Source organism: Aminobacter sp. P4_D5 (assembly GCF_056401815.1).
In genome coordinates this window covers 1-14,380 of record NZ_JBFUIP010000145.1, presented here as the reverse complement: position 1 = coordinate 14,380, position 14,380 = coordinate 1, and the positions used below count along the sequence as shown (strand labels likewise).

General features: G+C 62.4%; 13 protein-coding genes. All 13 read left to right on the top strand.

Annotated features, from left to right (window positions below; genetic code table 11):
* Positions 1–666 (top strand): transporter substrate-binding domain-containing protein (locus tag AC1DWF_RS24045; protein WP_476842130.1); only part of this gene is annotated, 666 nt, incomplete at its 5' end.
* A 68-nt stretch (positions 667–734) separates the two neighbouring features.
* A complete protein-coding gene (locus AC1DWF_RS24040; protein ID WP_476789465.1) occupies positions 735–1,400 on the top strand; it encodes an amino acid ABC transporter permease in 666 nt (221 codons plus the stop codon).
* Positions 1,401–1,412: 12 nt separating this feature from the next.
* Positions 1,413–2,066: an amino acid ABC transporter permease gene (locus AC1DWF_RS24035; RefSeq protein ID WP_476786573.1), complete on the top strand. Its 654-nt coding sequence runs from the start codon at positions 1,413–1,415 to the stop codon at positions 2,064–2,066.
* Entirely contained in the window at positions 2,059–2,781 is a 723-nt protein-coding gene (locus AC1DWF_RS24030) for an amino acid ABC transporter ATP-binding protein (protein ID WP_476789464.1), read from the top strand. The genes AC1DWF_RS24035 and AC1DWF_RS24030 overlap by 8 nt, the downstream gene beginning before the upstream one ends.
* A 7-nt stretch (positions 2,782–2,788) precedes the next feature.
* Entirely contained in the window at positions 2,789–4,039 is a 1,251-nt protein-coding gene (locus AC1DWF_RS24025) for an NAD(P)/FAD-dependent oxidoreductase (RefSeq protein WP_476789468.1), read from the top strand.
* 14 nt (positions 4,040–4,053) lie between these two features.
* The gene (locus AC1DWF_RS24020) at positions 4,054–5,055 is read left to right on the top strand and encodes a 4-hydroxyproline epimerase (protein WP_476804335.1); all 1,002 of its coding nucleotides are present in this window, start codon (positions 4,054–4,056) and stop codon (positions 5,053–5,055) included.
* Positions 5,052–6,743 (top strand): cis-3-hydroxy-L-proline dehydratase, encoded by a 1,692-nt coding sequence (gene lhpI, locus AC1DWF_RS24015; protein ID WP_476785308.1) that lies wholly within the window; start codon positions 5,052–5,054, stop codon positions 6,741–6,743. Before AC1DWF_RS24020 ends, lhpI begins: the two co-directional genes overlap by 4 nt.
* Before the next feature lie 114 nt (positions 6,744–6,857).
* Entirely contained in the window at positions 6,858–7,886 is a 1,029-nt protein-coding gene (locus AC1DWF_RS24010; protein WP_476789462.1) for a trans-3-hydroxy-L-proline dehydratase, read from the top strand.
* Between the two features lie 400 nt (positions 7,887–8,286).
* Complete coding sequence (locus AC1DWF_RS24005) at positions 8,287–8,991, top strand: hypothetical protein (protein WP_476785306.1); 705 nt, start codon at positions 8,287–8,289, stop codon at positions 8,989–8,991.
* A gap of 315 nt (positions 8,992–9,306) precedes the next feature.
* Positions 9,307–9,729: a hypothetical protein gene (locus AC1DWF_RS24000; protein WP_476804336.1), complete on the top strand. Its 423-nt coding sequence runs from the start codon at positions 9,307–9,309 to the stop codon at positions 9,727–9,729.
* A gap of 138 nt (positions 9,730–9,867) precedes the next feature.
* Complete coding sequence (locus AC1DWF_RS23995; protein WP_476789147.1) at positions 9,868–11,694, top strand: type I secretion system permease/ATPase; 1,827 nt, start codon at positions 9,868–9,870, stop codon at positions 11,692–11,694.
* Positions 11,695–12,260: 566 nt separating this feature from the next.
* Positions 12,261–13,589: an HlyD family type I secretion periplasmic adaptor subunit gene (locus AC1DWF_RS23990; RefSeq protein ID WP_476804337.1), complete on the top strand. Its 1,329-nt coding sequence runs from the start codon at positions 12,261–12,263 to the stop codon at positions 13,587–13,589.
* Between the two features lie 6 nt (positions 13,590–13,595).
* The coding region (locus tag AC1DWF_RS23985) for a hypothetical protein (RefSeq protein ID WP_476842129.1) at positions 13,596–14,380 on the top strand (785 nt) is incomplete at its 3' end.

Sequence of the window (14,380 nt, the reverse complement as noted above, 5' to 3'; positions counted from 1 at the left end):
CGCGACGAGAACAACAACCCGATCGGCTTCGACGTGGATTACTGCAACGACCTGGCCAAGGCGCTCGGCGTCACCGCCGAGATCGTCGAGACGCCGTTCCCTGAGCGCATCCCAGCGCTGATGTCGGGCCGCGTCGACGTGGGCGTTGCCTCGACCTCGGACACGCTGGAGCGCGCCAAGACCGTCGGCATGACGATCCCCTACTTTGCCTTCGAGATGGCTGTTACTGCCAACGACAAGACCGGCATCAAGTCGTTCGAAGATATGAAGGGCAAGGTCGTTGGCGCTACTGCCGGCACCTACGAGGCCATCGCTCTGGAAAAGCAGGTCAAGGAATGGGGTGCGGGCGAGTTCCGTCCCTACCAGACGCAGGCCGACGTGTTCCTGGCTCTGAGCCAGGGCCAGCTCGACGCCACCGTTTCCACCTCGACCGTTGCCCAGGCCAATGTGAAGACCGGCAAGTTCCCCGGCATCGCGGTGGTCGGCAAGGCGCCGTTCGATATTGACTATGTGGCTCTGTTCACCAATCGCGAGGAATACGGCCTCATCAACTACCTCAACCTGTTCATCAACCAGCAGGTCCGCACCGGCCGGTATGCCGAACTCTACGGAAAATGGGTGGGCGGCGACGTGCCCTCCCTTGCGGTGAACAACGTCTACCGTTGATCTGACCGTTTCTCTGGCGGCGCGAGGCAAACACCTCGCGCCGTTTTCCCTCTCAGTGCGAGACGGTAATGTTCCACTACACCTTCCATTGGAACCAGGCGTTCAAGGCATTGCCGCAGATGCTCGATGGCGCGCTGGTCACGCTGCAGATCGCGCTCCTGTCGATGGTCATCGGCTTGGCTATTGCGCTTTGCCTGACCCTTTTCCGCCTATCGGGCAATCGCATCCTCGGCGGCGTCGCCACGGCTTGGGTCGAAGTGGCGCGCAATACGCCGGCACTGTTCCAGATCTACATGGCCCATTTCGGCCTCGGCAATTTTGGCATCCACCTGAGCCCGTTCGTTGCGCTACTGGTCGGCATCGCCTTCAACAATGCGGGCTATCTGGCCGAGAATTTTCGGGGTGCGCTGAAGGCGATCCCTGACACCCAGGCGCGTGCCGGGCGCTCGCTCGGCATGACCTCATTGCAGGCTTTCCGGCTGATCGTGCTGCCGCAGATGCTGCGTATCGCCTTCCTGCCCGCTACCAACCAGATGGTATGGGCAATCCTGATGACTTCGCTTGGCGTCACAGTCGGCATGAGCACCGACCTGGCGGGCGTCACGCAGGCGCTGAATGCTCTCTCTTTCAGAACCTTTGAGTTCTTCGCGATCGCCGCGGTGATCTACTACATCATCGCCAAGGCGGTGACTCTGGCCGCCCGGGCATTTGCCTCGCGCATGTTCCGCTACTGAGAGAGGCAAGAGATGTTCAACACTGCCCTCACCTGGGGTGACCTCGCCTTCCTTGCGCAAGGCGCCGGGATGACGCTTGCCGTCACCGCCGTCTCTGTCGCCGCCGGCACTGTGCTCGGTATCCTGTTTGGCGTCATCCGCTTCCAGCTCGGCCCTTACTGGGCCGCGCCGCTGACCTTCGTGCTCGACGTATTCCGCTCAGTGCCCCTGCTGATCCAGCTGGTGCTCGGCAATGCGCTTCAGGCCATCATGAAACTGGGTTGGGCCCCGTTCACGACCTCCTGCGTGGTGCTGTCGCTCTATACGGCCGCCTATTGCACCGAGATTGTGCGCGGGGGCATTGAATCGGTGCCTGGAACCACCCGCCGCGCCGCCCGCTCGCTCGGCATGAGTTGGTCGCAGGACATGCGCTATATCGTGGCGCCGCTCGCCATTCGCGTTTCGCTTCCTTCGTGGATCGGGCTGACGCTAGGCGTGATGAAGGATTCGGCGCTGGTGCTCTGGCTGGGGCTGATCGAGCTGCTGCGCGCCTCGCAGATCCTCGTAACCCGCCTGCAGGAGCCGCTATTCATCCTGCTGATCTGCGGCGCCATCTACTTCATCATCAGCCTTCCCATCGCCCGACTTGGCGGGTATCTCGAGAAACGGTGGTCCCCCAATGATTGAGATCGAAAACGTCCGCAAATCCTTCGGCCAGCTGGAAGTCCTCAAGGGCATCGACCTCACCGTCAAGAAGGGCGAGGTCGTTACCATCATCGGCGGTTCCGGTTCGGGCAAGTCGACGTTGCTTACCTGCATCAACGGCTTGGAGGCGATCGCTACCGGCCGCGTGGTGATTGACGGCACCGACGTCCACGCCAAGGGCACTGACCTCAACAAGCTGCGCCAGAAGGTGGGTATCGTCTTCCAGCAATGGAACGCCTTCCCCCACCTGACCGTGCTGGAAAATGTGATGCTTGCGCCGCGCAAGGTGCTTGGCCTGCCCAAGGAACGAGCAGAAGAGATCGCGGTTAAGCAGCTGACCCATGTAGGTCTCGCCGAGAAGCTTTCGGTCTATCCGAACCGCATGTCGGGCGGCCAGCAGCAGCGCATGGCGATTGCGCGTGCGCTCGCCATGTCGCCCACATACATGCTGTTTGACGAGGTGACTTCGGCGCTCGACCCAATGCTGGTGGGCGAGGTGCTGGACACGCTGCGCATGCTGGCGTCCGAAGGCATGACCATGATCTGCGTGACGCACGAGATGAAGTTCGCGCGCGAGGTTTCCGACCGCGTCGCCTTCTTCCATCAAGGCGTCATGGCGGAGATCGCGGCGCCGGAACAGTTGTTCGATGCGCCACAGCATCCCGAGACCAAGAAGTTCCTGGCCGCAACGCATTGAGGGCATGATGAAAGAGCAGGCGCAAGCCGACGTCATCGTTATCGGGGCAGGGGTCGTCGGGCTTTCGGCGGCGATTGCCGCGCAGGGGCGGGAACTGTCCGTCACGGTGCTGGATCGCGAAGGGCCAGCTGCTGGCGCCTCGACTGGCAATGCCGGAGCCTTCGCCTTCACCGATATCCTGCCGCTAGCGTCACCGGGTATCCTGAAAAAGGCGCCGAAATGGCTGCTCGACCCGCTCGGGCCGCTTTCGGTGCCTCCTGCCTATGCCTTCCAGATCGCGCCGTGGATGTTCCGTTTCTGGCGGGCCTGCTCGGCGAAGCACGTGGCACATTCGACCACAGCCCAGACGGCGTTGATGGACCTGTCCAAGGCCGAGCTTGAACCCTTCCTGCGCCAGACCGGCACGGCACCGATGCTGCGCAAGGAGGGTAATCTCCAGGTCTATGAAGGCGAGGGTGAACTCAAGGCGTCGCTGCCGGGTTGGCAGGCGCGCGAAGAGCATGGGATCGAGTTCCATCACCTCAATGCATCCGAAATGGCCGAGATCCAGCCGGGGCTCGCCACGCGCTTCACCCACGGGACGTTCACGCCGGGGTGGTTTTCGATTTCCGATCCTAGACTCTATGTGCTGGCACTTGCCGAACATTTCCTCACGTCAGGCGGTACCATCGAGCGCGCCGAGGTGACAGCATTGCGTCGGGTCGAGGGCGGGGTCGAGGTCGTGACATCCGACGGAAGCGTCCGTCGTGCCGGCAAGGTGGTGCTGTCCGCCGGTGCCTTCTCGCACCGGATCGCCAAGACCCTTGGGGAGAGCATCCCGCTGGAAACCGAGCGTGGCTACAACACCACGCTTCCGTCTGATGCCTTCGACGTGCGCACGCAGGTCACGTTCGGCGGCCACGGCTTCGTCATTACCCGCCTGTCGACCGGTATCCGCGTGGGTGGCGCTGTGGAGCTCGGCGGACTGAAGCTGCCGCCGAATTTCCGCCGATCCGAGGCCATGCTGAAAAAAGCGCAGGCCTTCCTGCCGGGCCTCAAGCCAGACGGCGGCGTGCAGTGGATGGGCTTTCGCCCGTCGCTACCGGACAGCCTGCCGGCCATTGGCGCGGCGCGCGCCACCGAGCGGGTCATTTACGCATTCGGTCACGGCCATCTTGGCCTGACCCAATCGGCGGGTACAGCCCGGATCGTCGCCGATCTCTTGACCGGCAAGACGCCCGCGATCGACATTGCATCCTTCTCGCCTCAAAGATTCTGACAGGGGTCTCGACCATGGCCAACCATACATTCTCTTGCCTCGACGGGCACACATGCGGCAATCCCGTCCGCCTCGTTTCGGGCGGCGGCCCGCGCCTCGAAGGCGCCAACATGCTGGAAAAGCGCGCGCACTTCTTGCGCGAGTTCGACTGGATCCGCACCGGCCTAATGTATGAGCCGCGTGGCCACGACATGATGTCGGGCTCGATCCTCTATCCGCCGACGCGGCCGGATTGCGACGTTGCCGTGCTGTTCATCGAAACGTCGGGCTGCCTGCCGATGTGCGGCCACGGCACCATCGGCACCATCACCATGGCGATCGAAAACGGCCTGATCGCCCCGCGCGAACCGGGCAAGCTGTCGATCGACGCGCCGGCCGGCAAAGTCGACATCACCTACCGCCAGGAAGGCCGTTTCGTCGAGGAAGTACGCCTGACCAATGTTCCCGGCTTCCTCTATGCCGAGGGCCTGGCCGCCGAGGTTGAGGGCCTGGGCGAAATCGTCGTCGACGTCGCCTATGGCGGCAATTTCTACGCCATCGTCGAGCCGCAGAAGAATTTTCGCGACATGGCCGACCATACCGCCGGCGAACTGGTGGGCTGGAGCCCGAAACTGCGCGCTGCCCTCAACGCCAAGTACGAATTTGTCCATCCGGAACATCCGGAGATCAAGGGCCTCAGCCACATCCAGTGGACCGGCAAGCCGACCGTCGAGGGCGCCCATGCGCGCAACGCCGTGTTCTACGGCGAGAAGGCCATCGACCGCTCGCCCTGCGGCACCGGCACCTCGGCCCGGATGGCGCAACTTGCCGCCAAGGGCAAGCTGAAGGTCGGCGACGAGTTCGTGCATGAATCGATCATCGGCTCCCTGTTCAAGGGTCGGGTTGAAGCGGCGGTGAAAGTTGCAGGCCGCGACGCGATCATCCCCTCGATCGCCGGCTGGGCGCGGCAGACCGGCATCAACACGATCTTCATCGATGACCGTGATCCCTTCGCGCATGGTTTCGTCGTGAAATGAACCAGCAGGCTTCTACTCGCAGTATGCTTGGTGGCTCCGCCAGCGGGCCCATCATCGCCACGCAAGAAGCGCTGAGCTTCTGGGGTGGGGTTGATCCCGCTACGGGTTGCGTGATCGACGTTCACCACCCGCTGCACGGGGTCTGCCTCACCGGCAGCATCCTGATGATGCCATCCAGCCGTGGCTCCTGCACCGGCTCCGGCGTGCTGCTCGATCTCGTGCTGACCGGGCGGGCGCCTGCGGCGCTGGTGTTTTCTGAAGCCGAGGACGTGCTGACGCTCGGCGCGCTGATCGCTTCGGAGCTGTTCGGCAAGCCGCTGCCGGTGCTCCGCCTGGAACCCGATGCCTATGAAGCGTTGTCTCGGGTCAAGTCCGCGCGGATCACCGATATTGCGATCGAAGCCGATGGCCTGACACTGCCCGTCAGCTCGCCCACTATGTCCGCGCTCGAACTCACCGAAGCCGATCGGGCCATGCTTGATGGCCGCGATGGCCCAGCAGTACAGCAGGCAATGCGCATAATCTCCGCCATGGCGGCGCAACAAGGTGCGCGCGGACTGGTTGATGTAACTCAGGTCCATATCGATGGCTGCATCTATGCCAGTCCTGCCAACCTGACTTTTGCCGAAAAGATGGCCGACATGGGGGCGCGCGTCCGCGTGCCGTCAACAATGAACGCCATTTCAGTCGACCGCGCCAATTGGCAAATGCAGGGCGTGCCTGATGCATTCGGCGATCCCGCAGCCCGCCTCGCAGATGCCTATGTCCGGATGGGCTGCCGCCCGACTTTCACCTGCTCGCCATACCTGCTCGACAGCGCACCTGGACGCGGCGAAACCATCGCCTGGGCCGAATCCAACGCCGTGATCTTCGCTAATACGGTTATCGGCGCGCGGACGGCGAAGCACCCCGACTTCCTCGACCTCTGTATCGCGCTGACCGGACGCGCGCCGCTGTCCGGCGTCTACCTCGACATCCACCGCAAGGCACGGCGCGTCATCGACATTGAACTGGCCGAAGGTGCGGACGATGCCTTTTGGCCGCTGATCGGCTATCTCGCCGGTCGTGCAGCACCCGACCGCATCCCGCTACTGCGCGGGCTGGCCGCAGGGAACCCCTCGCGCGACGATCTCAAGGCACTGTGCGCAGCCTTCGGCACCACGTCCGCCGCACCTATGCTGCATGTCGAGGGCGTGACGCCAGAGGCCGGCGGCGCAGTGGCCGCCGATGCGGACAGGGTCGCGATCACGCGGGCCGACATGGCTGCCGCTTGGAAGGTCCTGAACGCTGGGCCGGAAGAGGTGGAACTCGTCGCCATAGGCAGCCCGCATGCCTCGCTCGACGAATGCCGGGAGCTTGCTGCCGTACTCGCTGGACGTAAGCGCCGTCCAGAAGTTGCGGTGATCGTCACCGCCGGAAACCAGGTGATATCGGACGCCCGCGCCGACGGCACGCTAGCACAGCTCGAAGCGAGTGGCGTGCAGGTACTGCCCGACTTGTGCTGGTGCTCGATCTCCGAACCGGTGTTCCCGACCCGAACCCGTGCGCTGATGACAAATTCCGGCAAATACGCCCACTACGGTCCCGGTCTCTCCGGTCGCGCGGTGCGCTTTAGCAATCTCGCCGATTGCGTGATCGCGGCATTGACCGGGCGCGTCCCCGAGCGCCTGCCGGACTGGCTTTCCTAGAGCGTTTTCGCATTTCGAAGGAAAGCGAAAACGCTCCATCTCTCTTTGTTTTTACGCAATTCCGGACGGGAATCCGCGTTGCACTTTTCCTGGAATTGCTCTGAGGAGGTATCCATGCGCAGCACCAAAACCATCCATGTGATCTCGGCCCATGCCGAGGGCGAGGTCGGCGACGTCATCGTCGGTGGCGTGACACCTCCGCCCGGCGACACCATCTGGGAGCAGAGCCGCTGGATCGCCAAGGACAACACGCTGCGCAATTTCGTGCTGAACGAGCCGCGCGGCGGCGTGTTCCGCCACGTCAATCTTCTGGTGCCACCGAAGCATCCTGAAGCGGATGCGGCCTTCATCATCATGGAGCCGGAAGATACCCCACCCATGTCCGGCTCGAACTCGATCTGCGTGTCAACGGTGCTCCTGGACAGCGGCATCTTGCCTATGCAGGAACCGGTGACCGAAATCACCCTCGAAGCCCCGGGCGGCCTCGTGCGCGTGCGGGCGGAATGCCGCAACGGCAAGGCCGAGCGCATTTTCGTGCAGAACTTGCCGAGCTTTGCCGAACGGCTGGACGCGAAGCTGGAAGTTGAGGGGCTAGGCACGCTCACTGTCGACACGGCCTATGGCGGCGACAGCTTCGTTATCGTCGACGCCGCCGCCTTGGGGTTTGAGCTGAAGTCCGATGAGGCACACGACATCGCCAAGCTTGGCGTCAAGATCACCAACGCGGCCAATGCGGCGCTCGGCTTCCACCACCCTGAAAACCCCGACTGGAAGCATTTTTCCTTCTGCCTGTTCGCCGGCCTCGTTGAGCGCACGGCGGAAGGCCTCCGCGCCGGTGCAGCCGTGGCCATCCAGCCCGGCAAGGTCGACCGCTCGCCCACCGGCACGGCACTGTCGGCGCGGATGGCGGTGCTGCATGCCCGCGGGCAGATGGGGCTCGACGACCGGCTGACGGCGGTGTCGCTGATCGGCTCGACCTTCTCCGGCCGCATCCTTGGCACCTGCAAGGTCGGCGACCGCCAAGCCATCCTGCCGGAAATCTCCGGCCGCGCCTGGATCACCGGGACCCATCAGCACATGCTTGACCCCTCCGACCCATGGCCTGAGGGCTACCGGCTGAGCGATACCTGGGGCGCGCGTTAACCCACCTTCCCAGCAAGCTCGAGGCTTTCATACCGCAGGGGGACTTGAGCATCGAGAGAGCTGGCGGTCTGGTGCCGGGGCACAGATAGGCCTCGGCCCTTCCAATGGAGCGACATCGCCAGGATGCCGCATCCCGTCCTGTCATGGCATGGCTCGCCAGATGGGCGGGGGGTACCTCGTTTCGCCGAGATTTATTCGATCTCATCCTATCCTATCGTCTTCGCTTTTGGGGATTGGCCCCAATGAGTGATGCCAGCGCGCGGATGCCTCGTTGAGCTGACATCGAAAGAGCTCCCGCGCCGTTCCAGACCCGTCACACTTCACCCGACTTGGTGTCTATCCGCGCTTTTTGGAAGGTGGAATGCTGGTCGCCGGCGGCTGCGTACCAGGGAGACGCACGATGGAGCCTGACGACAAAGTTGAGCGTGACGCGATGGTCGAACAGGACGGCGCGGATGACATCAACGAATCCGCCGATGAGAACGACGACACCGTTCAGGACGTGGACGACATCGACCTTGACTTGAAGCAAGATTCCGAACTCGACGACGACGTCGATATCGATGTGCTCGTCATCGGTTCGCGCCCCGCCATCGTCGAGCTCGACACCGAGATCGATCAGAACGGCGAAATGGATCAGGATGCCGATGTCGACAGCGACGCTGGCGGCGGGGAAGGGTACGACATCGGCGTTTCAGGTGAACAAAGACCTGAGGTCGATCAGCGGATCGAAGTCGATGTCGAGGTCAGCGAAGACAGCGACGGCAACATCATTGTCGAGATCGATGCCGAGGTCGAAGACGATGTCGAAATCGAAAGCGACCTGGATGTCGACGTGGACGACGATGACGAAGATAGCATCGATGCCGAACTCGACCAGGACACCGAAAGCGACGGGAACGTCAATGTCGACATAGAAATCCGCGACGATCTGGAAGCCGACGTGGATGTGGACATAGCCTCTCTCATCGACACCTTGGTGCGTGGGCTTGTCGATCTGGAAGAGGATGACGACGGGACCGACATTGATGTCGACCTCGAAGACGAAGCTGGCGCTGACGCCGATGTCGACATCATCGTCGATTTGACTGACATCGACGCCTGAAATCCGTTTTTCGCCAAGCAAAGCAAGCGGGGCTCGACCCCGCTTCGCCAATATTGTGTCATCCTTGATTGGCTTCATCCAAAACGGTTAACCACTTCGGGTCGCTGTCACCTGATCGGGCGAACCAATTGGAACCTTGTTCAACCCATTTGGGCAAGGTGCATATTGGCAACTATTCTCCAAAGCCTTGAACAGGGATGCTTGGTCGCATCGATGGATTGTCGCCGGGTCTGACTGACCGTCCCGGTAGCTGTCGATCCGCTCCGGAGGCAGACGCTCGCCAGAGCGGCTTTGCTCAACAGGGAGGGTAACCCCATGGCTGACATCAAAGACAATGATTTCGACATCGACATAGATGCCGACATCGATCAGGACCTCGACCAGGATCAAGACCAGGACGTCGACGTCGATACCGACCAGGACTCAGACGTAGATATCGACAACGACAACGATTCGGATGTCGACAACGACACCGACCAGGACGCAGACACCGACAACGACGCCGATGCTGACGCGGATGCCGACGCTGACAAAGACAGCGATGCTGACGCGGATGCCGACGCAGACGCCGACGGCGATGCTGACAATGACAACGACACCGACACCGATGTCACGCAATCCAACGACAACGACGTAGATGTCGATCAGGACCAGGACGTCGACGTGGACGTCGACCAGAATCAAACGGCAGATCAGGACGCTGATATAGATATCAATTTCGACTTCGACTTCGCTTGATTGTGTTTGCAGACATGAGGCGCCCGGACTCCATCCGGGCGCCGGCTCGCGCCACCATGGCGGCGAGCCGTGCCGGGCCCGATTTGCACGTTCCCCCGGTGCCGGTCCTATTGGTGTGACGCCCTCGCGGAGACATTCATGGCTCTATCCAAGGACCGAACGATTACCGAAGTCGAACGTGCGTTCAAGCGCTGCAGGGCCTCCCTGGCGATGGTCTTCGCGCTCAGCTTCTTCGTGAACCTCCTGGCCCTGACGGTTCCGCTCTACCTTCTGCACGTCTACGACCACGTCCTGTCGAGCCACAGTCTCGATACGCTCACGATGCTGACCCTGATCGTGATTGTGGCACTTGCTGTGCATGCCACGCTGGAGGCCCTGCGCCGGGCGATGCTCGTCAGGATTGGTATATGGCTCGACGATCGCGTCCGGCCATCGGTACTCATTGCAGCCGTGCAATCGGCCTTGCGCAACGATGCGGCCGCGGCCACCCAAGCCTGGCGCGACGTCAGCGGCTTGCGCTCCTTCTTTGGCGGCACCGCAAGCACCTCCCTGTTTGACCTTCCCTGGACACCAATTTTCATTCTCGCGATGATCCTCGTGCATCCGCTGCTCGGGACGATCGGCCTTGCCGCGTCGCTCATCCTGTTTGGGCTGGCAATGCTGAACGAGATGGTGACACGCAAGCCGTTCGCTCGTGCGAGCGCTGCCTGGGGCGAGAGCCAGCACCGGTTTGAAGCGCTGTTGCGCAATGTCGAGGCGATCAGCGCCATGGGCATGTTGCCGGGGGTCGCCCGCCTCCTGCGCAACGGTCAATCCGAAGCCAAGGAGGCTCAGCTCACCGCCGCAGCGCGCGCCAGCGTCATCCAGTCGCTTGCTCGCTTCGTGCGCCTTTTCGCCCAAGTCATTGTCATGGCATGTGCTGCCTGGCTGGTGATCTTGAACAGCGTCAGTCCCGGAGCAATTTTCGCAGCGTCGATCCTGCTTGGGCGCTCCCTGGCTCCGGTAGAAGGAGCCATCGGAACCTGGAAGGCCGTCACTGGCGTACGCCTGGGCTATGGCCGCCTGCGCAAGATCTTGGCAGGCGCGTCGCAGCCGCGAAAAGCCATGGAATTGCCGCGCCCCAATGGGCAGCTCTCCATCGAACAAGTGACGTTCGTGCCGCCCGGCGCGTCCACACCTGCCTTGAGGCGGGTAACCTTCCTGCTCAGCCCAGGAGAAGTGCTCGGCGTTGTAGGTCCCTCTGGTGCAGGAAAGTCGACACTTGGTCGCCTCATCGCCGGCACCATCGACCCCACTGCCGGGCATGTTCGTCTCGACAATGCCGACATGGCAATCTGGCTGGCCTCCGGGGGGCACCGCTACTTCGGCTATCTCCCACAGGATATCGAACTCTTCGGCGGCACGGTCAGGGAAAACATCGCCCGCCTGCAGGATGCAGCGCCCGATGATGTGATCGCAGCCGCCTCCATGGTGGGGCTGCATGAGACGATCATGCGGCTTCCCTTGGGCTACGAGACAGATATTGGCGAGAGCGGCACGAGGCTGTCGGGTGGGCAGCGTCAGCGGCTCGGCCTGGCGCGTGCATTCTTCGGCCATCCGCGCATCATCGTCCTGGACGAGCCGAACGCCAGTCTCGACGCCGAAGGCGAAGAGGCGTTGCGGGAAGCGATCCAGAACATGAAGGCGCGGGGATCAACGATCATCATCATTGCCCAGCGCCTTCAGATCCTGAGCCTGTCCGACAAGATCCTGGTACTGGACAACGGTATGATCAATGCCTTCGGCAACCGCCGCGACGTCGCCGGGAAGATCAAGAGTGGGCGGACCGCCATACCGGTCAGGCGCCCGCAGATCATCACTGCCCGCAAGAGCGTCAAGCAATTGGGACACAAGGGCTTCCCGCGATCGCCTGAGATGGCGAACGGGCATGCACCGGCTGGGGAAGCCGAAAGGGGTGGGGCATGAAACGCCATAAAAACCACACCAAGAAGGACACCAAAGCCACAAATGCGGCAGGCGACGGCGCGCCCCTCAAGCAGCAGCTCGCAAAGACGCGAGCCGGGCTTTCCAGCATCGCCGCCCGTCTTACTGCATCCACTGCCTTTACGCTGGCAACCGGTCGACGTGGCGGCCGGGCAGCCGCCGCCGCATGGGGTAACGTATCGGCACGCTTCGTCGTCACATCAAAGGAATGGTGCGCAGCCGGACAAAGCCGGGCCACGGCGGGCCTTGTAGCCGTAAAGTCGGCGACACGGAGGTCATTCGAGCGACATTATCCCCTCATCCCAGCTGCTGTTGCCGCTATGGGCGACTTTGCGACCAATTGCGGCGCAGGTTTCGGCAAGTCGCTGCGCTTGACCCGTAGTTCCCTCGAATCGTGGCTTTCGTGGTCATGGGATGGGCTCACTGTCCTCGCTGCAGAGTCTGCCTCGTCCCTGGCCAGCATGACGACAGCACTGTTCCACAGGCTTGCACGTCCGCTCGCAAGGCGCCGAGAAGAACGCCTCATAGACGCCTCGAACCGGGCCAGCATGCATGACCTTGCAGCAGCACCATTGCTGCCTGCGACGCCGTTCTATCGGCTGCGCTACCTCGCCACGAGCGCTTTCGCGATTGTTGGGGTGTTTGTCATTGGCTTCGGCGTCTGGTCGATATATGCGCCGCTCGAAAGTGCCGCCATTGCCGGGGGCGCCATTGAGGCTGAATCGAGCCGCAAGACTATCCAGCATCTGGAGGGAGGCATCATCGGGCGCATCTTGGTGCAGGACGGAGATGTGGTGGCTGCCGGCCAATCCCTCATCGGCCTTGATGACACCAAGGCGCGCGCTACTGTCCAGATGCTGCAGGGGCAGCTCTGGGACACACAAGCCCTGGAGGCGCGCCTGGTGGCCGAGCGCGACAATCGCGAAACCATCTCATTCCCAAAAGACATGCTGTCGGTCGCACAGCATAATCCAGCTGTGGCGGGGATAATCGTCGCGCAAAACAGGATCTTCGACACTCGTCGCAAGCTCCAGACGTCACGGATCGAGATCATCGAGCAGCGCAAGGCACAGACGGAGCAGGAAATCGCAGGGTTGCGTTTTCAGGCAAAAGCGGCCGCGACGCGGGCGGCCATCATCAAGGGCGAAATCGCGGCAGTCGCCCCCCTGGTGGCCAAGCGGCTGCAGACGCGCGCGCGCCTGTTGCAGATTGAGCGCGAGCAAGCCGAGATCGACGGCCGGATCGGTGACACAATGTCCCAAATGTCACGCGCAGGACAAGCCATTGGCGAGTCGCGGGCGATGATCCTCAAGCTTGAAAGCGATTATCAGTCAGAGGTCGCAGAGGACCTGCGCGAAACCCAGTCCCAGATCCTTCAACTCGCCGAGCGCTTTCAAGCCGCGAGTGACATTCTCACCCGAACAATTGTGCGCGCGCCCGAGGCCGGCACGGTCACGGACCTGCGCATCCACACGACTGGAGGCGTCGTGGCAGCGGGCGAGCCGCTCCTTGACCTCGTGCCTAGCCAAGACCGCCTGATCGTTATGGCCCAGGTCAAACCGGAGGATATCGACCTGGTTCATCCCGGCCTCACGGCGCGTGTCCGCCTGTTGTCGTACAAGCATCGCCGAGTTCCCCCCGTGGAAGGGGTTCTCACCTATGTCTCAGCCGACCGCCTTATCGACACCGAAACGAAGCGGGCATTTTACACCGCGCGCATCCGCATCACCGAGGCGTCGCTTCGTGCGCTGCCCGAAGTGGAAATCATGGCGGGGATGCCGGTCGAGATTTTGATAAACACCGGCTCTTTCACCGTCGCCCACTATGCGCTCCGCCCCGTTTTCGACAGCTTCAACCGGGCTTTCAGAGAGGACTGAGACCAGATGGTCCCTTTCGACAAGGGCACGCGCGATCTGTTGCCACTCTTCGACGCTGGTCCGCGCGAAATCATTGGCGCCGTGTCGGAGGAGGGTGGCGGCCCTGCCCATGCAGAAGGGTTCCCACCTTCGCCCTCTCCGTCAAACGTGTATCGGCCTGCAGATTCACCTGCGGCTGAGCACAAAGGTGATGGCGAGCACACCCCACTGCCGATCAAGGGACCGGCATCGCCGGTCGTCGCATCCCATGGCCTGGAGACGTCCGGCAGAGAAGCCGAGGGATTTCACGTCATAGCCATATCCTTGCCTCGCGACCTGTATCCGACGAAGCTTGCCGGCTCCTCCCCTTCGGAAGCTGGGCGCGTTGACGCTCATCACGAGGTGGCACAGGGCGAGAAGCCCGAACCGGGCAACGATGGAGGCGAGGCTGCAAGCCGCGAGCCGGGAGAGGAAAACCGCGTCTCGGACGATGGTGGTCACAGCATTCGGGTGACACAGGTCGCGGAAGTCGACCAGGACGCGAGCATCATCGTCGAGGGCTATGTCGGCGAGGTCGTGGCGCGACTGCACATCGATCAGGACCTCATGATGGACCAGGACGTGGACATCTCCTTCACCATCGATGGTGAAGGGCGCTTCGCGATTTTGGTGGATCAGGACATGCGGATTGACCAGGACACACAGATCGACATTGATTTCTACGACGACAAGGGCGTGCTCTACGTCGATGTGTTCCTGCGCGACTCCATCGCAGTAGAGCAGGACACTACAGTCGACATGCGGATCAGCGA